The sequence below is a fragment of the Lelliottia sp. F153 genome, assembly GCF_002870005.1.
In the GTDB taxonomy this organism is placed as follows: Bacteria; Pseudomonadota; Gammaproteobacteria; order Enterobacterales; family Enterobacteriaceae; genus Enterobacter; species Enterobacter nimipressuralis.
Map to the genome: position 1 here is coordinate 1,326,230 of NZ_PKFT01000001.1, position 18,219 is coordinate 1,344,448.

At 55.1% G+C, this 18,219-nt stretch carries 19 protein-coding genes; 8 read left to right on the plus strand and 11 right to left on the minus strand.

The window, feature by feature from the left end; genetic code table 11:
- Window positions 1–117 precede the first annotated feature (117 nt).
- The 4 genes from xseB to F153LOC_RS06320 all read left to right on the plus strand — a co-directional run bounded on the left by xseB (window position 118) and on the right by F153LOC_RS06320 (window position 4,192).
- Complete coding sequence (gene xseB / locus F153LOC_RS06305) at window positions 118–360, plus strand: exodeoxyribonuclease VII small subunit (RefSeq protein WP_100777420.1); 243 nt, start codon at window positions 118–120, stop codon at window positions 358–360.
- The gene (ispA, locus tag F153LOC_RS06310; protein WP_102104303.1) at window positions 361–1,260 is read left to right on the plus strand and encodes a (2E,6E)-farnesyl diphosphate synthase; all 900 of its coding nucleotides are present in this window, start codon (window positions 361–363) and stop codon (window positions 1,258–1,260) included.
- Window positions 1,261–1,286: 26 nt separating this feature from the next.
- Window positions 1,287–3,149, plus strand: a complete 1,863-nt coding sequence (gene dxs, locus F153LOC_RS06315; protein WP_102104304.1) for a 1-deoxy-D-xylulose-5-phosphate synthase — start codon at window positions 1,287–1,289, stop codon at window positions 3,147–3,149.
- A gap of 68 nt (window positions 3,150–3,217) precedes the next feature.
- Complete coding sequence (locus tag F153LOC_RS06320; protein ID WP_102104305.1) at window positions 3,218–4,192, plus strand: aldo/keto reductase; 975 nt, start codon at window positions 3,218–3,220, stop codon at window positions 4,190–4,192.
- Between the two features lie 97 nt (window positions 4,193–4,289).
- Here F153LOC_RS06320 and thiL read toward each other — a convergent pair whose 3' ends face one another.
- From thiL to nrdR, 5 genes are all read right to left on the minus strand, one after another.
- Window positions 4,290–5,261, minus strand: a complete 972-nt coding sequence (gene thiL, locus F153LOC_RS06325; protein WP_102104306.1) for a thiamine-phosphate kinase — start codon at window positions 5,259–5,261, stop codon at window positions 4,290–4,292.
- 78 nt (window positions 5,262–5,339) lie between these two features.
- Window positions 5,340–5,759 carry a transcription antitermination factor NusB gene (nusB, locus tag F153LOC_RS06330; protein ID WP_100777425.1) on the minus strand — a complete coding sequence of 140 codons (420 nt, stop codon included), beginning with the start codon at window positions 5,757–5,759 and terminating at the stop codon, window positions 5,340–5,342.
- A gap of 21 nt (window positions 5,760–5,780) precedes the next feature.
- Window positions 5,781–6,251 (minus strand): 6,7-dimethyl-8-ribityllumazine synthase, encoded by a 471-nt coding sequence (ribE, locus tag F153LOC_RS06335; RefSeq protein ID WP_100777426.1) that lies wholly within the window; start codon window positions 6,249–6,251, stop codon window positions 5,781–5,783.
- Window positions 6,252–6,338: 87 nt separating this feature from the next.
- Window positions 6,339–7,442, minus strand: a complete 1,104-nt coding sequence (gene ribD, locus F153LOC_RS06340; protein ID WP_102104307.1) for a bifunctional diaminohydroxyphosphoribosylaminopyrimidine deaminase/5-amino-6-(5-phosphoribosylamino)uracil reductase RibD — start codon at window positions 7,440–7,442, stop codon at window positions 6,339–6,341.
- Between the two features lie 4 nt (window positions 7,443–7,446).
- Window positions 7,447–7,896: a transcriptional regulator NrdR gene (gene nrdR, locus F153LOC_RS06345; protein ID WP_064325018.1), complete on the minus strand. Its 450-nt coding sequence runs from the start codon at window positions 7,894–7,896 to the stop codon at window positions 7,447–7,449.
- A 152-nt stretch (window positions 7,897–8,048) separates the two neighbouring features.
- Between nrdR and F153LOC_RS06350 the strand changes: the two genes are divergently transcribed.
- Entirely contained in the window at window positions 8,049–8,588 is a 540-nt protein-coding gene (locus F153LOC_RS06350) for a DUF3251 domain-containing protein (RefSeq protein ID WP_100777428.1), read from the plus strand.
- Between the two features lie 266 nt (window positions 8,589–8,854).
- Window positions 8,855–9,739, plus strand: coding sequence for a nucleoside-specific channel-forming protein Tsx (locus F153LOC_RS06355; RefSeq protein ID WP_102104413.1), 885 nt, complete (start codon window positions 8,855–8,857; stop codon window positions 9,737–9,739).
- A 69-nt stretch (window positions 9,740–9,808) separates the two neighbouring features.
- Here F153LOC_RS06355 and F153LOC_RS06360 read toward each other — a convergent pair whose 3' ends face one another.
- From F153LOC_RS06360 to queA, 6 genes are all read right to left on the minus strand, one after another.
- Window positions 9,809–11,194: a Xaa-Pro peptidase family protein gene (locus tag F153LOC_RS06360; protein WP_102104308.1), complete on the minus strand. Its 1,386-nt coding sequence runs from the start codon at window positions 11,192–11,194 to the stop codon at window positions 9,809–9,811.
- 110 nt (window positions 11,195–11,304) lie between these two features.
- Window positions 11,305–12,276 (minus strand): protein translocase subunit SecF, encoded by a 972-nt coding sequence (secF, locus tag F153LOC_RS06365; RefSeq protein WP_100777430.1) that lies wholly within the window; start codon window positions 12,274–12,276, stop codon window positions 11,305–11,307.
- 10 nt (window positions 12,277–12,286) lie between these two features.
- Window positions 12,287–14,134 carry a protein translocase subunit SecD gene (secD, locus tag F153LOC_RS06370; RefSeq protein WP_100777431.1) on the minus strand — a complete coding sequence of 616 codons (1,848 nt, stop codon included), beginning with the start codon at window positions 14,132–14,134 and terminating at the stop codon, window positions 12,287–12,289.
- Window positions 14,135–14,160: 26 nt separating this feature from the next.
- Complete coding sequence (gene yajC, locus F153LOC_RS06375; protein WP_064325012.1) at window positions 14,161–14,493, minus strand: preprotein translocase subunit YajC; 333 nt, start codon at window positions 14,491–14,493, stop codon at window positions 14,161–14,163.
- 21 nt (window positions 14,494–14,514) lie between these two features.
- The gene (tgt, locus tag F153LOC_RS06380) at window positions 14,515–15,642 is read right to left on the minus strand and encodes a tRNA guanosine(34) transglycosylase Tgt (RefSeq protein WP_100777432.1); all 1,128 of its coding nucleotides are present in this window, start codon (window positions 15,640–15,642) and stop codon (window positions 14,515–14,517) included.
- A 53-nt stretch (window positions 15,643–15,695) separates the two neighbouring features.
- Window positions 15,696–16,766 carry a tRNA preQ1(34) S-adenosylmethionine ribosyltransferase-isomerase QueA gene (queA, locus tag F153LOC_RS06385; RefSeq protein ID WP_102104309.1) on the minus strand — a complete coding sequence of 357 codons (1,071 nt, stop codon included), beginning with the start codon at window positions 16,764–16,766 and terminating at the stop codon, window positions 15,696–15,698.
- 91 nt (window positions 16,767–16,857) lie between these two features.
- On the opposite strand from queA, the gene acpH reads away from it, so the two are divergent.
- Both acpH and F153LOC_RS06395 read left to right on the plus strand, forming a co-directional pair.
- Window positions 16,858–17,439, plus strand: a complete 582-nt coding sequence (gene acpH, locus F153LOC_RS06390; protein ID WP_100777434.1) for an ACP phosphodiesterase — start codon at window positions 16,858–16,860, stop codon at window positions 17,437–17,439.
- Window positions 17,440–17,566: 127 nt separating this feature from the next.
- Complete coding sequence (locus tag F153LOC_RS06395) at window positions 17,567–18,169, plus strand: peroxiredoxin (protein ID WP_100777435.1); 603 nt, start codon at window positions 17,567–17,569, stop codon at window positions 18,167–18,169.
- Window positions 18,170–18,219 lie beyond the last annotated feature (50 nt).

Below are 18,219 nucleotides of genomic sequence, written 5' to 3' on the forward strand. Positions count from 1 at the left end.
TCCAGGCGCGGAAGTATACCACTATAGCGGTGCTCCTGTGCACATTGCGCGTTATTTGCTTATCCGCCCGAGTCCGCTACCATGACGGGGCTGAAAATATGAGAGTCTACATTCACTATGCCGAAGAAAAATGACGCACCAGCCAGTTTCGAAACTGCGCTGAGTGAGCTGGAGCAAATTGTGACTCGTCTGGAAAGCGGCGACCTGCCGCTGGAAGACGCGCTCAATGAATTCGAACGCGGCGTGCAGCTTGCGCGCCAGGGGCAGGTTAAATTGCAGCAGGCCGAACAGCGTGTGCAAATTCTGCTGTCCGATAGCGAAGACGCCGCCACAACCCCTTTTACACCGGACGCTGAGTAAATGGATTTCGCCAAAGCGCTTCAGGAATGTGTGGAACGTGCCAATGACGCGCTGCGTCGTTTTATTGAACCACAGCCTTTTCAGAACACTCCACTGGTTGAAGCCATGCACTATGGCGCACTCTTAGGTGGAAAGCGTCTGCGCCCGTTCCTCGTTTATGCTACGGGCAATATGTTTGGCATCAGCAATGACACGCTGGATGCGCCAGCGGCCGCCGTTGAGTGCATTCATGCCTACTCGCTGATCCACGATGATTTACCGGCGATGGACGACGACGATTTACGTCGCGGCCAGCCGACCTGCCATATCAAGTTTGGCGAAGCCAATGCCATTCTGGCCGGTGATGCTCTGCAGACGCTGGCGTTCTCTATTCTGAGCGATGCGCCGATGGTTGAAGTGGCCGACCGTGACCGTCTGGCGATGGTTTCTGAGCTGGCGATGGCCAGCGGCATCGCTGGTATGTGCGGTGGTCAGGCGCTGGATCTGGAAGCGGAAGGTCGTCAGGTTAATCTGGAACAGCTTGAGCGCATCCACCGTCATAAAACAGGTGCGCTGATCCGTGCAGCCGTTCGCCTGGGCGCGCTGAGCGCGGGTGAACAGGGGCGTAAAGCCCTGCCCGTTCTGGACAGATACGCCGAAAGTATCGGTCTGGCTTTCCAGGTTCAGGATGACATTCTGGATGTGGTGGGCGATACTGCAATATTGGGAAAACGTCAGGGTGCAGACCAGCAGCTTGGCAAAAGTACCTACCCCGCCCTGCTGGGCCTTGAGCAAGCCCAACGTAAAGCCCGGGACCTGATCGATGATGCCCGCCAGTCGCTGAATCTGCTGGCCGCACAATCGCTTGATACCTCGGCACTGGAAGCGCTAGCGGACTATATAATCCAGCGTGATAAATAAACATACTAAATCTCGATGAGCCTTTGATGAGTTTTGATATTGCCAAATACCCGACACTGGCGTTGGTTGACTCCACCCAGGAGTTACGTCTGTTGCCGAAAGAGAGCCTGCCGAAGCTGAGCGACGAACTGCGTCGTTACCTGCTCGACAGCGTGAGTCGTTCCAGCGGACATTTCGCCTCCGGGCTTGGCACGGTGGAGCTGACCGTTGCGCTGCACTACGTCTACAACACCCCGTTTGACCAGCTGATCTGGGATGTCGGTCATCAGGCTTATCCGCACAAAATTCTCACCGGCCGTCGCGATAAAATTGGTACCATCCGCCAGAAAGGTGGGCTGCATCCGTTCCCATGGCGCGGTGAGAGCGAGTACGACGTCTTAAGCGTCGGCCACTCCTCCACATCAATTTCTGCGGGTATCGGCATTGCCGTGGCGGCGGAAAAAGAGAACAAACAGCGCCGCACCGTCTGCGTGATTGGCGATGGCGCGATCACGGCGGGTATGGCGTTTGAGGCGATGAACCACGCGGGCGATATCATGCCCGATATGCTGGTGATCCTTAACGACAATGAAATGTCGATTTCAGAAAACGTCGGTGCGCTCAACAACCACCTGGCGCAGCTGCTCTCCGGCAAACTCTACTCCACCCTGCGTGAAGGCGGTAAAAAAGTCTTCTCCGGCGTGCCACCGATCAAAGAGCTGCTGAAACGCACCGAAGAGCACATCAAAGGCATGGTGGTTCCCGGCACCCTGTTTGAAGAGCTGGGCTTTAACTACATTGGCCCGGTGGACGGACATGACGTGCTGGGCCTGGTCTCCACGCTCAAGAACATGCGCGACCTGAAAGGCCCGCAGTTCCTGCACATCATGACTAAAAAAGGGCGTGGCTACGAGCCCGCGGAAAAAGACCCGATCACCTTCCACGCCGTGCCTAAATTCGATCCGACCAGCGGCTGTCTGCCAAAAAGCAGCGGCGGGATGCCAAGCTATTCGAAAATTTTCGGCGACTGGCTGTGCGAAACAGCGGCTAAAGACAACAAGCTGATGGCCGTGACGCCTGCCATGCGTGAAGGCTCCGGCATGGTGGAGTTCTCCAAAAAATTCCCGGGTCAATATTTTGACGTGGCGATTGCCGAACAGCACGCGGTGACGTTCGCAGCCGGTCTGGCAATTGGCGGTTATAAACCGATTGTGGCTATCTACTCGACTTTCCTGCAGCGCGCCTACGATCAGGTGATCCACGACGTCGCTATTCAGAAGCTGCCGGTGCTGTTTGCTATCGACCGTGCAGGTATCGTCGGCGCTGACGGGCAGACGCACCAGGGGGCGTTTGATCTCTCCTTCCTGCGCTGTATCCCGGACATGATCGTGATGACGCCAAGCGACGAGAACGAATGCCGCCAGATGCTCTTTACCGGCTATCACTATCAGGACGGCCCAAGCGCCGTACGTTATCCGCGCGGCAACGCCGTGGGCGTCGAGCTGGAACCGCTGGCGAAATTACCTATCGGGAAAGGCATCGTTAAACGTCACGGCGAAAAACTGGCGATCCTCAACTTCGGTACATTGATGCCAGAGGCGGCGAAAGTCGCGGAATCGCTCAATGCGACCCTGGTGGATATGCGCTTTGTCAAACCGCTGGATGAAACGTTAATTCTGGAGATGGCGGCGCGTCACGATTCGCTGGTCACCCTGGAAGAGAACGCCATTATGGGCGGCGCAGGCAGCGGCGTGAACGAAGTGCTGATGGCACATCGCAAGCCAGTTCCGGTGCTGAATCTCGGCCTGCCAGACTACTTTATTCCGCAAGGAACCCAGGACGAAGCCCGCGCGGCGATTGGCCTGGATGCTGCCGGAATTGAAGCTAAAATCCGCAGCTGGCTGGCGTAACAACTCCCCTCTTTTCCCTCCTGCTATGCTTAAAGATAGTATTTTAAGCAATCAGCAGGAGTGGAAGCATGCAATACAACACGTTAGGAAAAACAGATCTTAAGGTTTCCCGTCTTTGTCTGGGCTGTATGACATTTGGCGAACCTCAACGGGGGAACCATGCCTGGACGCTGCCGGAAGAGAGCAGCCGCCTGATCATCAAACACGCCCTCGACTGTGGCATTAACTTCTTCGATACGGCAAATAGCTACTCCGACGGCAGCAGCGAAGAGATTGTGGGCCGCGCGCTGCGGGATTTTGCCCGTCGCGACGAGGTGGTGGTTGCCACCAAGGTTTACTATCCCTCAGGCGATTTAACTGAAGGGCTGTCCCGCGCGCAAATCCTGCGTTCGATTGATGCCAGCCTGAAGCGCCTGAACATGGATTATGTCGATCTGCTGCAAATCCACCGTTGGGACTACAACACCCCGATAGAAGAGACCCTTGAAGCGCTGGACGACGTGGTAAAAGCGGGTAAAGCGCGCTACATCGGTGCGTCGTCAATGCACGCCTCGCAGTTTGCCGAAGCGCTGGATCTTCAGAAGCAGCACGGCTGGGCGCGATTCGCCACTATGCAGGATCACTACAATCTGATCTATCGCGAAGAAGAGCGCGACATGCTGCCGCTGTGCTATCAGGAAGGCGTGGCAGTGATTCCGTGGAGTCCGCTGGCACGCGGTCGGTTAACCCGTCCGTGGGGAGAAACCACCGCGCGCTCCGTTTCCGATGAAGTGGGTAAAAATCTGTATAACGATACCCAGGCGAGCGATGCGCTGATCGCCGAACGTCTGGCCGGTATCGCCGAGGAGACAGGGGTTACCCGCGCGCAGGTGGCGCTGGCGTGGCTTCTGAGCAAACGCGGAGTGGCAGCACCGATTATCGGCACGTCGCGGGAAGAACAGCTGGATGAACTGTTAAATGCGGTCGATTTGACGCTGTCGCCGGAGCAGATTGCCGAGCTGGAAACACCCTATCAGCAACATCCGGTTGTCGGATTTAAATAAAAAAAGCCGGGTAGCGGCTTCGCCTTACCCGGCCTGCAATGCGTATGATTTTGTTAGCCGGGAAGCCCAGCGCGACCCGGCAGCAAACCACACGACATCACGCGAAGTGATCGTACCCTTTCCAGTCGAGTGTCACAGGGGTGCCGTTTTGCACAAACTGCATCCCCTCGCTCTCAGGCAAAATCTGCCCGATACAGGTAAACGGCGCACCGAGATTGCCCAGCGCAACATCCAGCGTCCCGCGATTTAGCTCCGGGACGGTAAAGCACAGCTCGTAATCTTCACCGCCGGACAGCGCCCAGCGCAGCGCCTGCTCAGGCTCGACGTGTTTACGCATCTGCTCTGACAGCGGGAAGGTATCGAGATCAACTCGCGCCCCGACGCCACTTGCCTTAAGAATGTGCCCAAGATCGGAAATCAAACCGTCAGACAGGTCGATCGCCGAGCTGGCGCGCTCGCGCAGTGCCTGGCCGTGCAGAATGCGTGGGGTTGGGCGCAGGTGGCGCTTCACCAGATACGCTGCGTCATCGGCGTCGTTCACGGTTAAACGATCCTGCAAAATCGCCAGCCCCGCCGCGCTGTCGCCTGGCGTACCGGTGACATAAATCCAGTCGCCTGGCTTCGCGCCCGAGCGTTTCAGCGCGCGTCCGACTGGCACGTAGCCGTGGATCGCCAGCGTCATCGACAGCGGACCGGCTGTGGTATCACCGCCAATCAGCTGCATATCGTAATAGTTCAGTTGTTCAAACAGCGCGTCGCTGAAGGCTTCAAGCCAGGCTTCATCGACGCTCGGCAAGGTAAGTGCCAGCGTCAGCCACGCCGGATCGGCGCCCATCGCCGCCAGATCGCTTACGTTCACCGCCAGCGCTTTGTAGGCCAGATCGGCCGGATCGATATCCGCCAGGAAATGGCGCCCGCACACTAAGGTGTCGGTGCTGATTGCCAGGGTCTGTTTTTCGGGAATATTGAGAAGTGCGCAGTCGTCGCCAATGCCCGTTTCAACATCAAGACGGGAGCTACGAACGCGGTCAAAATAACGGGCAATCAGGGAGAATTCGCCGCATGCCATACGTTATGCCTCAGCAAATAAAAATAAAAAAACCGGAGCCGCACAGCCAGGCGGCAGTGCGAAACTCCGGTTTGCGGATCACTTTTTGTGGGGACGGATCGCAGGTGCGGCTTTATCCAGCACGCCATTCACAAATTTGTGGCTGTCTTCAGCACCGAAGGTTTTTGCCAGTTCGATAGCTTCATTGATGGCCACTTTGTATGGCACATCCTGACGTTTAGACAGCTCAAACAGCGCAATGCGCAGCACTGCTTTCTCAACCTGGCCCAGCTCTTCAAGCAGACGGGACAGGTACGGCTTCATCAGACCGTCGAGATACGCGCTATTAGTCGCCACTCCCGACAGCAGTTCACGGAAGTACAGGACGTCAACGTCTTTGACGTCTTGTTCCGCCAGGAACTGGTATTCAACATCAGCGATGTCGTTCTGGGACAACTGCCAGGAGTAGAGCGCCTGGACGGCACACTCACGGGCGCGGCGACGAGCAGCAGGTTTCACGGAATTCCCCTTACAAAAAAATCAGGCCTTAATGGCTTTCAATACGTTGATCATTTCAAGCGCGGTCAGTGCAGCTTCTGCACCTTTGTTACCGGCTTTGGTGCCAGCGCGTTCGATGGCTTGTTCAATACTTTCAGTAGTCAGTACGCCGAATGCGACAGGAATTTCAGCATCCTGTGCCACGTGCGCCAGACCATTGCTTGCACCACCCGCAACGTATTCGAAGTGAGCAGTACCGCCACGAATCACCGTACCCAGCGCAATCACCGCGTCGTATTTACCGGTTTTCGCCAAAGCGCCCGCTGCCAACGGCAGTTCGTAGGCACCTGGAACCCAAACAACGGTAATATTGTCATCTTTAACCTGGCCAATACGTTTCAGGGCGTCAATCGCACCGTCCAGCAGGCTTTCGTTGATGAAGTTGTTGAAACGCGCAATAGTGATGGCGACGCGAGCGTCCGGGGTAGCAACAGCAGCTTCAATAATATTCATACTCTTCCTTTACGGGTTCATTTGGCCCCGCAGGGGGGCGGATTTTATCATAATACTTCGCGCACTGCTTCTCTATTTCAGAAAGCCTCACGCAGGGATTAAATGCAGGCACACGTCGGGGCCAACCTGCCGAATTTCGCTGAATTTGAGTTGCGGCGCATCGGCCAGTTTTTCAAGGCCGGGCAGCACAAACAGGCCACGCGCATCGGTACCTAACAGTTTAGGCGCAACGTAGACAATCAGTTCATCCACAAGCCCCGCCTGCAATAACGCACCGGCAAGCGTAGGCCCGGCTTCGACCCAGATGCTGTTCACCTGCTGTTTACCCAGCAGCATCATCAGCACCACTAAATCGATATGACCGTGATGCTCCGGCACCATGATGCTGCGCACCGCGTCCGGCCATTCACGACTGTCTTCTTGCGTACGTGCAATCCAGGTTTCACCCGGCTGCTGCACGATACGGTGTTCGGGCGTCAGGCGATTCTGACGATCCAGCACAATACGCAGCGGCTGGCGCAGATTTTCCTCGGGATAGAGCGCCCGGGTATCGGCATCAAGCTCTTCCCAACGCACGGTCATCGCCGGATCGTCTGCCAGCACCGTCTCACTGCTGGTGAGAATAGCATGGCTTTGCGCGCGCAGACGTTGCACATCGCGCCTTGCCTGCGGGGAGGTGATCCACTGGCTTTCACCGCTGGCCATCGCCGTGCGACCGTCAAGAGAGGCGCCCAGCTTCAGCTGAATGTAGGGGAAGCCGGTCCGCATCCGCTTGAGAAACCCCTTATTCAGCGCTTCAGCATCGTTCATCATCAGCCCGTGGCTGACGTCGATGCCTTCCTGCTGCAGGCGATAAAGACCGCGCCCCGCCACCTGCGGGTTCGGGTCCTGCATGGAGGTCACCACGCGCGCCACGCCTGCGGCAATTAATGCTTCGCAGCACGGCGGCGTGCGGCCATGATGGCTGCAGGGTTCAAGGGTCACATAGGCCGTTGCGCCACGGGCCTTTTCGCCCGCCATGCGTAACGCATGCACTTCAGCATGCGGCTCACCGGCGCGATAATGGAAACCCTCGCCCACAACAACGCCGTCTTTGACAATCACGCAGCCAACGTTCGGATTGGGATGGGTGGTGAAGCGTCCGCGCTGCGCGAGTTTCATCGCTCGCGCCATGTAAATCTCATCCTGCATGGGCTTAATCCTGTAGGCGGGCGATCTCTTCGCCGAACTCTTTGATGTCTTCGAAGCTGCGATAGACGGAAGCAAAGCGGATGTACGCCACTTTATCGAGCTTTTTGAGCTGCTCCATCACCAGGTTGCCGATCATTTTGCTCGGCACTTCGCGCTCGCCGGTGCCACGCAGATGCGATTTAATGTGATTAAGCGCCATTTCGACGTCATCTGCGCTGACTGGCCGTTTTTCCAGTGCTTTTAGCATCCCTCTGCGCAGTTTCTCTTCGTTAAATGGCTCACGTACATCGTTACTTTTCACCACGCGCGGCATCACCAGCTCTGCCACTTCGAAGGTAGTGAAACGTTCGTTGCAGACCAGACACTGCCGACGACGACGGACGGAGGAGCCTTCACCTACAAGACGGGAGTCGATTACTTTGGTATCCACAGCGGAACAGAATGGGCAATGCATACGGTGTCCTGGCTATCTGGTTAACTGAACTCTATTTTACCCTGAACTGGGCCGACAACAAAGGAAGAGCGCTTTTGAGACAAAGGATCTATACCTGACGGCGAGTTACTGGCTACCATTAGGACATCCGCTATTTCAAGGAATTAAACGCAATGACAAGACGTTACCTAAGAATCCTCGTGGTGGGAAGCCTCTTCACCCTTAGCGCCTGCGCACAGCAAAGCGAAGTTCGCCAGATGAAACAGAGCGTTAATACGCTCAACACGGCGATGACTAAGCTGAACCAGGAAACGGTTAAAATCACGCAGCAAAATGCCCTGAATGCGAAATCCAGTAGCGGCGTTTATCTGTTGCCTGGCGCCAACACGCCTGCACTGTTAAAAAGTCAAATTGGTACGCTGCGCATGTCGCTGGTCAATGTGGCACCTAACGCCGACGGCACACGCGCCACCCTGCGTATCCAGGGCCAGTCCAACGATCCGCTGCCAGCCTTTAGCGGCACGGTCGAATGGGGCCAGCTGCAGGGAACGACCGAAAGCTATCAGGAGGTTAACGTGCAAAACCAGTTAATTACCGCACCTGCCAGCGTGCTCGCACCGAGCGATGTCGATATCCCACTGCAGTTAAACGGCACCACGCCAGAGCAGTTAGGTTTCATCCGTATCCACGATATTCAGCCTGCCGCCCAGTAACACTCTTTAGCGGAACGTTTACCGCGTTCCGCTCTCTCTTACATTCCGAAACATTGGCAAGATAAATGATTGCCGTTACAATCCCCGCCGTTTAAAGTACGCAAACGTGAACGCAATCGATTACGCGCATGAGAGATATGTGAAACAACACATATTTTTGTGAGCAGGGATTCCTATAATAGGCTCCGCAGAAACACGAAATATTTAGAAACGCAATTCGCGCATCTTTCACATCCCGAAAGGGATTTTCAATCAGTGGCATGATTATGAAAAAAACAGTATTAGCAGCCGGTGCAGTTCTGGCACTGTCTTCCTCTTTCGCTGTAAACGCAGCTGAAAATTCAAAACCTGAATATGTTTCCGACTGGTGGCACCAGAGCGTCAACGTGGTTGGTAGCTACCACACTCGCTTCGGACCACAGATCCGCAACGATACCTATCTGGAGTACGAAGCTTTCGCCAAGAAAGACTGGTTTGATTTCTACGGTTACGCCGATGCACCGGTCTTCTTCGGTGGTAACACCGATGCGAAAGGTATCTGGAACCACGGTTCTCCGCTGTTCATGGAAATCGAACCGCGCTTCTCTATCGACAAGCTGACGGGCGCAGACCTGAGCTTCGGTCCGTTCAAAGAGTGGTATGTCGCGAACAACTACATCTACGACATGGGCCGCAACGCATCGGGCCGTCAGAGCACCTGGTACATGGGTCTGGGTACTGACATCGACACCGGTCTGCCGATGAGCCTGTCCATGAACGTGTATGCCAAATACCAGTGGCAGAACTACGGTGCCGCGAACGAAAACGAGTGGGATGGCTACCGTTTCAAAGTGAAATACTTTGTACCGATCACCCAGCTGTGGGGCGGTAACCTGAGCTATATCGGTTTCACCAACTTTGACTGGGGTTCAGACCTGGGCGACAACGACTTCCGTGACCTGAACGGTAAGAAAGCGCGTACCAACGACTCCATCGCCTCCAGCCACATCCTGGCGCTGAACTACGATCACTGGCACTACTCCGTGGTTGCTCGTTACTGGCACAACGGTGGCCAGTGGAACGACGACGCGAGCCTGAACTTCGGTAACGGTGATTTCAGCGTACGTTCTACCGGTTGGGGTGGTTACCTGGTTGTAGGTTACAACTTCTAATCCTGCCGCAGGCCGGATTAGCAAACCGCCATCCGGCATCAAAAAGCCAGCGCAATGCTGGCTTTTTTGTTATTTACAGACCAGTGCCCGGCCCTGATCCAGCAGCCACGGACGTAAATAGCCGACGGTGTTGGACATCGGCAGCACCTCATCCGGCAGCCTGATTCCGATGTGCTCGGCAATGTATGCCCGACGCGCCACAATGCGCTGCCAGAGCGCGGGGTAGTCACTTGCCAGCGTCTGACGGAGCGTGTCATCCGCCAGCGCGACGGTATCTTCAATGCTAGCCCCGGCGTATCCCTCTCTCGACGGAATAATGTCGATTTGCAGGAGCATCCCACTTTTCAAGGTCGCGGCCGACCCGGGGCCAATGGGCGAACAGAGCCACTCTTCATCCGCCACCAGATGCCCCGGATTCAGGTGCCAGTGATACTCGGCTTTTGGTAATACACGCTCAATTACGTCATACATCTCGCCGCCTTTCATCCCGATGTGCAGATGTTCAAGCCAGGCAACAACCGCACAAAAATAGGGTTTCGCCACCACCTCGAGATAGTCTGCGACGTCGGGCGCAAGCTCCGACGCATTCGCCACGACATACGCCGCTCTGCTGGTCAGCCCACCTTTGTAGCTGGTGGTGAGGGAGAATTTATCACCGCGCTGAATAACTTTGTCACCGGGATAAAGGTTAGCCCAGGCAAAGCGATCGCCCGTCGCAGCGATGGTGACGACATTATTCGGTTGGCCTTCTGCCGCCAGCAGCGCCGCAATCTGTTTTTCGGTTTTACCGGGTTCGATGGCATTTAACGCCGTGAGGATCGCCGTTGAGGCCAGATTCGCACCATATTCGTAGTGCGCCAGTTCGTTGGCGTTATTGACCGTACGCGCGCCGACGTCAGGATCGATAAAAATGCCCGTGGCATTGCGCAGCTGCGCCGTCCCCGCTCCCGCCAGGCGAATGGCATCGACAATAAAAGCGGGTAAATCAAACATCTGATGCGCATCGTCGCCCGAGCCGGTAAACAGCTTCCAGCCCGCCAGCCCCAGCGTTTTACCTGCCGTTATGCCCGCTTCCTTCAGCAGTTCCGGCAGCGGTTTTTTGTTATCCATCGGCTGATTGGGCAGCGAAAACCACGGAGCATGAATCACCCGGTTTGTGAGCCGTGCATGGGCGGCCAGCTTCAGGTTTTCATTGCCCAGCACCAGCACCGCCTCCCCCGAAGCCTGCAGCACCAATAGCGCCTCTTCAAAGCGGGGAATAAACCCGGTCAGATATTCGAAGTTACCGCCGTGCTCTTTATCCGCGTAGACAATCAGCGCGTCCAGCCCGTGCTGTTGCATCTTGCTCAGTATACTGGCTTTTCGCTGACGCAGGGTTTCGTCGCTCAACATTACGGAAGGCACGCCATGCCAGACGGCAGGCTGGGGAATGGAAGAAAGGGTGACCATCAGCATTACTCCATGTCATTGCGATTCACAATGCGAGAGTAACCAAATTTGAGATAGCTGTAATAAAAAAATCCCGGCCTTGCGACCGGGATTCCGTTATCAGATTGCTGTTGCCGTTACGGCAGGATGGACGGCTGATCCGCCCCTTCCTTTTCAACTTTCTGCTGCAGCAGATGCTCACGCTTCATGCCCAGTTTCAACGCCAGCGCGGACGCGACGTAGATAGAAGACGCCGTACCGATAGACACACCGATCAGCATGGTCAGCGAGAAGCCTTCCAGAATCGGGCCACCGAAGAGGAACAGCATCAGGATAACCATCAAGGTTGTCCCGGATGTGATCAACGTACGGTGCAGCGTTTGGGTCAGAGAAACGTTAAAGATTTCGTACGGCGTACCGCGACGGATCTTACGGAAGTTCTCACGAATACGGTCAGATACTACGATGCTGTCGTTCAGTGAGTAACCGATAACCGACATCAACGAGGCCACGATGGTCAGGTCAACCTCAATATGGAACAGAGACAACACACCCATGGTGATAACCACGTCGTGCGCCAGTGCGATAACCACACCGGCCGCCAGACGCCATTCGAAACGGAAACCAACGTAGACCAGAATCGAGATCAGCGCGGCCAGCAGTGCCAGAGCACCATTCTGCGCCAGATCTGCCCCGACGCTTGGGCCGACGAATTCGATACGTTTAACCGTGGCATCCTGGCTGGTCGCTTCATTAATCACGTTAACGACTTTGCTGCCCAGCTCCTGGCTGCCATTGGCATCGTGAACCGGAGGCATACGCACCATGATGTCGCGGCTGCTGCCGAAGTTCTGCAGCTGCGGCTCTTCGAAGCCCGCTTTCTGCAGCGCCAGACGCATCTGGTCCATGTCAGCCGGTTTTTCCAGGGTAATTTCGATCACCGTACCACCGGTGAAATCGAGACCCCAGTTAAAACCACGGACACCGATAATGGCGATAGACACAATCAGGAGAAAACCTGAAATGCCGAAGGCCCAGTAGTCCCAGCGCATAAAGTCCCAGACTTTACGGCCATGGTTCAATTGTTCAACAGTATATTCCTGTGCCACAACGCACTCCTCAGATAGACAGCTTTTTGACGCGCTTGCCGCCATACAGCAGGTTCACGATGGCACGGGTGCCGACAATAGCGGTAAACATTGACGTTGCCACACCGATACCGGTGGTGATAGCAAAGCCTTTGATTGCGCCAGTACCCACTGCATACAGGATCAGAACCTTAATCAGTGTTGTCACGTTCGCATCGAAGATGGAGCTGAATGCGCCTTTATAGCCTTCATCGATCGCTTGTTGTACGGAGCGACCGTTGCTCAGTTCTTCTTTAATACGCTCGTTTATCAATACGTTGGCGTCTACCGCCACCGCAAGGGTTAGAACGATACCCGCAATACCCGGCATGGTCAGCGTCGCCCCTGGCAGCAGGGACATGATACCGATGATCAGCACCAGGTTTGCAATCAGCGCGGTGGTCGCAATCAGGCCAAACTTCTTATAGAAGAAGAGCATGAAGATGATTGAAACCGCCAGACCGGCCAGACAGGCTTCCAGACCCTGAGTGATGTTTTGCATACCCAGCGTTGGACCGATAGTACGCTCTTCAACAATCTGAATCGGCGCAATCAACGCACCGGCACGCAGCAGCAGAGAGAGCTGACGCGCTTCGTTCGGGTTGTTGATGCCCGTAATACGGAAGCTGTTGCCCAGGCGAGACTGGATGTTGGCGATGTTAATCACCTCTTCCTCTTTCACCAGAACCGCACGACCGTTGGCATCTTTCTTACCGCTGTCTTTGTACTCCACGAACAGAGTCGCCATCGGTTTACCGATGTTATCTTTTGTGAAGTTGGACATGATGTTACCACCCGCGCTATCAAGCGAGATGTTAACCTGCGGCTGGTTGTATTCATCCTGGTTCGAAGTGGAATCGGTGATGTGGTCACCGGTCAGAATCACGCGTTTGTACAGCACAACAGGCTGACCTTCACGTGTCTGTTTCACTTCTGAGTCACCCGGAACACGACCCGATGCCGCAGCGGATTGATCCACGTTGGTGTTCACCAGGCGGAATTCCAGGGTGGCTGTCGCACCCAAAATCTCTTTGGCGCGCGCGGTATCCTGGATACCGGGCAGCTCAACCACGATACGGTCAGCACCCTGACGCTGTACCAGTGGCTCAGCAACACCCAGCTGGTTCACACGGTTACGCAAGATATTGATGTTTTGCTGAACCGCGTATTCGCGCGCTTCGCTCAGACGCGTATCGGTCATGACGGCACGCAGCTGATTGCTACCCTGGCGTGAAATCACCAGATCGCGATGACGTGCAGCCAGATAATCGACCGCCTGATCGCGAGCCGTTGCGTCACGGAAGGTGATGCTCAGACCGTAGTTATCTTCCTTACGCACGGTGGTGTAAGGAATGCTTTTTTCACGCAGATCGCTGCGCAGGCTATCAATGTTCTGTTCCTGCAGCTTGCCGAGCGCGGTATCCATATCCACTTCCATCAGGAAGTGAACGCCGCCACGCAGATCAAGACCGAGTTTCATCGGCTCTGCATTGATGGAGGCTAACCAACGCGGGGTTGCAGGAGCAAGGTTTAACGCCACGACATATTTGTCACCCAGCACGCCCATCAGCGCTTCACGTGCGCGGAGCTGCGTGTCGGTGGTGTCGAAGCGAGCAAGAATTGCGCCCTCTTCCAGTGCCACAGACTTAGCGGTAATTTTTTCTTCTTGTAACGTTTTCTGGACCTGGATCAGCGTTTGCTCACTGGCGGCGACACCGCGCGCGCCAGTGATTTGAACGGCCGGATCCTCACCATACAGGTTGGGAAGTGCGTACAGCAGGCCGACGATAATCACGACGACCAGCATGATGTACTTCCACAAAGGATAACGGTTTAACACGGCAGTTCCCTTTGGGAAAAGTTGGATTACAGCGCCTTCATCGTGCCTTTCGGCAGTACGGCAGCAACGAAGTCACGTTTGATAACCACTTCAGTGGTGTCGTTCAGTGCGATAGAGATGTAGCCAGTTTCAGCCACTTTCGTCACACGACCCACCAGACCGCCATTGGTCAGCACTTCATCGCCTTTCGCGATGGAGTTCATCAGGTTTTTGTGTTCTTTGGTACGTTTCTGCTGTGGGCGCAGGATCATGAAGTAGAAGATCAGACCAAACACCACCAGCATCAGAATCAGAGACATCGGGCTGCCCTGCGACGGAGCGCCTGTTGCTGCTACCGCATCAGAAATAAAAAAGCTCATTCAAATTCCCTCATTATTAAATTAGTCAACGTTCAAAGGTGGAACATCACGACCCTGGCGTTGGTAAAAATCAGTCACGAAGCTCTCTAATTTACCCTCTTCGATAGCCTTACGTAAACCAGCCATTAAACGCTGATAATAACGAAGGTTATGAATGGTATTGAGACGCGCGCCTAAAATCTCATTGCAACGATCAAGATGATACAAATATGCGCGAGAATAGTGACGACAGGTATAACAATCACACTCAGCATCCAGCGTGCTGGTGTCATTTTTATGCTTCGCGTTACGGATTTTCACCACACCGTCGGTAACAAACAGGTGTCCGTTACGCGCGTTGCGGGTTGGCATGACGCAGTCGAACATATCGATGCCGCGGCGCACACCTTCAACCAGATCCTCTGGTTTACCCACGCCCATCAGGTATCGCGGTTTATCCGCAGGGATTTGCGGGCAAACATGCTCCAGAATACGGTGCATGTCTTCCTTCGGCTCACCCACAGCCAAACCGCCGACAGCGTAGCCATCAAAACCTATCTCTACCAGACCTTTAACAGAGATATCGCGTAAATCTTCGTAAACGCTGCCCTGAATAATCCCGAACAGCGCATTTTTGTTTTCCAGCCCGTCAAAACGGTCACGGCTACGCTTCGCCCAACGCAGAGACATCTCCATTGAACGCTTCGCGTAATCCCAGTCTGCAGGGTATGGCGTACATTCGTCGAAGATCATCACGATGTCAGAGCCGAGATCGTACTGAATTTCCATGGATTTTTCAGGATCGAGGAAGATCGGATCGCCGTTAATCGGGTTACGGAAGTGTACGCCTTGTTCGGTGATTTTACGGATATCACCCAGGCTGAACACCTGGAAACCGCCGGAGTCGGTCAGGATTGGACCTTTCCACTGCATGAAATCATGCAGATCACCATGCAGTTTCATCACTTCCTGGCCTGGGCGCAGCCACAGGTGGAAGGTGTTACCGAGGATAATCTGTGCGCCGGTCGCTTCAACTTCTTCCGGCGTCATCCCTTTTACGGTGCCGTAGGTGCCCACAGGCATAAAGGCTGGTGTTTCAACCACGCCGCGATCAAACACCAGGCGGCCACGGCGAGCGCGTCCGTCGGTGGTATCGAGTTCAAATTTCATTTTTTCTCCAGCGTCAGAAAAACAGTCCGACGTTTTCATACGGTGTCGCGGAATCAGTCCCCGACACGCTCATTCAAAGCCTGCGGATTGTACGTGATAAACATCGCGTCCCCGTAGCTAAAAAAGCGATAATTTTGTTCTACCGCAGCCTTATAGGCGTTCATTGTATGCTGATAACCGGCAAACGCCGACACCAGCATAATCAAAGTCGATTCAGGCAGATGGAAGTTCGTCACCAGCGCATCGATCACTTTGTATTGATAGCCTGGGTAAATAAAGATTTGCGTGTCGCCAAAGAATGGCTCAATCAGGTCGGTTTTGGCCGCCTGCGCCGCGCTTTCCAGCGAACGAACGGAGGTCGTGCCGACCGCAATCACGCGACTGTTGCGCGCTTTGGCGGCGAGCACAGCGTCAACCACCTCTTGCGGCACTTCCGCGTATTCGGAGTGCATGATGTGGTCTTCAATAGAATCCACGCGCACCGGCTGGAACGTCCCCGCGCCGACGTGCAGCGTGACAAACGCCATCTCGATGCCTTTCTCGCGCAGTTTTTCCAGCAGCGGTTCATCAAAGTGCAAACCGGCAGTCGGTGCAGCAACGGCGCCGGGTTTTTCGCTGTAGACCGTCTGGTACAGCTCGCGGTCGGCGTCTTCGTCCGGGCGGTCGATGTACGGCGGCAGCGGCATGTGGCCGATGGCGTTCAGAATATCCAGCACCGGGCGTTCGTCGTTAAACTCGACTTCAAACAGCGCGCCGTGACGGGTCGTCATGGTGGCGTTGATGCTTTCGTCATCACCCAGCAGCAGCTCAGCGCCCGGCTTCGGCGCTTTGGAGGCGCGAATATGTGCCAGAATACGTTTGTCATCGAGCATACGTTCGACCAGCACTTCAATCTTGCCGCCGCTGGCTTTACGGCCAAACAGACGCGCCGGGATCACGCGGGTATTGTTAAAGACCAGTAGATCGCCAGGGTTGAGCTTATCGAGCAGATCGGTGAAAGTACCGTGCGTCAGCGCGCCCGTTGGCCCGTCCAGCGACAGCAAGCGGCAACCACTGCGCTCCGGCTGCGGATAGTGGGCAATCAGGGATTCAGGTAATTCAAAGGAGAAATCGGCGACGCGCATGACTTATACTCGTGACTTAAAAACAGGCGGCTTAGTCTAGTGCTCACACCTCTTTGCTGCAACAACTAGCCGTATCCGGATACCAAAACGCATGAATTTTCTCGCACACCTGCACCTCGCCCACCTCGCCGACAGCTCACTTTCGGGCAATTTGCTGGCCGATTTTGTTCGCGGCAACCCGGCAGACGACTATTCCGAGGAGGTGGTGGAGGGTATTTTCATGCATCGTCGCATCGATGTGTTGACCGATAACCTGCCGGAAGTGACAGAAGCGAAGGCGTGGTTTCGCCCCGAAACCCGCCGCGTGGCGCCGATTACGCTGGATGTGATGTGGGATCATTTTCTCTCGCGCCACTGGTCGCAGCTCTCACCCGAGCTGCCGCTGCCGGAATTTGTTCGCTATGCCCATTCGCAGGTGGCGCTCATTCTGCCGGACTCGCCGCCGCGCTTTGTTAATCTGAACGACTATCTGTGGTCCGAACGCTGGCTTGAGCGTTACAGCGAGATGGAATTTATTCAGCGCGTACTGAACGGTATGGCGAGCCGCCGTCCACGGCTGGATGCCCTGCGCGACTCCTGGCAGGATCTGGACACCCATTACGACGCGCTGGAGACCCGTTTCTGGCAATTTTATCCGCGCATGATGGCGCAGGCGAAAAACAAACAACTTTAATAGAAGTGTGATTGATAGGTAAAAACTGGCTGAACGATTGTCAGCGCCTCTTTGTCTTAATGCTGAACACTCTCTATACTGGCCCGCGTTGCGTTCCAAATAACCTTAGTTACTACAGGAGAATCACATGGTTCTGGTCACTCGTCCGGCTCCGGATTTTACAGCTGCAGCCGTTCTCGGCAACGGTGAAATCGTTGAAAACTTCAATTTCAAACAGCACACCAACGGTAAACCTACCGTTCTGTTCTTCTGGCCAATGGACTTCACTTTCGTTTGCCCGTCTGAACTGATCGCATTCGACAAACGTTACGAAGAGTTCCAGAAACGTGGCGTTGAAGTTGTGGGTGTTTCCTTCGACTCCGAATTTGTACACAACGCATGGCGTAACACCCCTGTCGACAAAGGCGGCATCGGTGCAGTGAAATACGCAATGGTTGCGGACATCAAACGCGAAATCCAGCAGGCTTACGGTATCGAACATCCGGACGCTGGCGTTGCACTGCGCGGCTCCTTCCTGATCGACGCGAACGGCATCGTGCGTCACCAGGTAGTGAACGATCTGCCACTGGGTCGTAACATCGACGAAATGCTGCGTATGGTTGACGCGCTGCAGTTCCACGAAGAGCACGGCGAAGTGTGCCCGGCTCAGTGGGAAAAAGGTAAAGAAGGCATGAACGCGTCTCCAGACGGCGTGGCTAAATACCTGACTGAAAACGTCTCCAGCCTGTAATCGGCACGGATGATAAAAAAGGCTCGCTTAGGCGAGCCTTTTTGTTTTCT

Coding starts and splice junctions, on each gene's coding strand:
- F153LOC_RS06350 (WP_100777428.1), top strand. CDS start 8,049: ATGACAAGACGTTACCTAAGAATCCTCGTGGTGGGAAGCCTCTTCACC.
- dxs (WP_102104304.1), top strand. CDS start 1,287: ATGAGTTTTGATATTGCCAAATACCCGACACTGGCGTTGGTTGACTCC.
- yajC (WP_064325012.1), bottom strand. CDS start 14,493: ATGAGCTTTTTTATTTCTGATGCGGTAGCAGCAACAGGCGCTCCGTCG.
- ispA (WP_102104303.1), top strand. CDS start 361: ATGGATTTCGCCAAAGCGCTTCAGGAATGTGTGGAACGTGCCAATGAC.
- F153LOC_RS06355 (WP_102104413.1), top strand. CDS start 8,855: ATGAAAAAAACAGTATTAGCAGCCGGTGCAGTTCTGGCACTGTCTTCC.
- queA (WP_102104309.1), bottom strand. CDS start 16,766: ATGCGCGTCGCCGATTTCTCCTTTGAATTACCTGAATCCCTGATTGCC.
- F153LOC_RS06320 (WP_102104305.1), top strand. CDS start 3,218: ATGCAATACAACACGTTAGGAAAAACAGATCTTAAGGTTTCCCGTCTT.
- nrdR (WP_064325018.1), bottom strand. CDS start 7,896: ATGCATTGCCCATTCTGTTCCGCTGTGGATACCAAAGTAATCGACTCC.
- F153LOC_RS06395 (WP_100777435.1), top strand. CDS start 17,567: ATGGTTCTGGTCACTCGTCCGGCTCCGGATTTTACAGCTGCAGCCGTT.
- ribE (WP_100777426.1), bottom strand. CDS start 6,251: ATGAATATTATTGAAGCTGCTGTTGCTACCCCGGACGCTCGCGTCGCC.
- acpH (WP_100777434.1), top strand. CDS start 16,858: ATGAATTTTCTCGCACACCTGCACCTCGCCCACCTCGCCGACAGCTCA.
- ribD (WP_102104307.1), bottom strand. CDS start 7,442: ATGCAGGATGAGATTTACATGGCGCGAGCGATGAAACTCGCGCAGCGC.
- thiL (WP_102104306.1), bottom strand. CDS start 5,261: ATGGCATGCGGCGAATTCTCCCTGATTGCCCGTTATTTTGACCGCGTT.
- F153LOC_RS06360 (WP_102104308.1), bottom strand. CDS start 11,194: ATGCTGATGGTCACCCTTTCTTCCATTCCCCAGCCTGCCGTCTGGCAT.
- tgt (WP_100777432.1), bottom strand. CDS start 15,642: ATGAAATTTGAACTCGATACCACCGACGGACGCGCTCGCCGTGGCCGC.
- xseB (WP_100777420.1), top strand. CDS start 118: ATGCCGAAGAAAAATGACGCACCAGCCAGTTTCGAAACTGCGCTGAGT.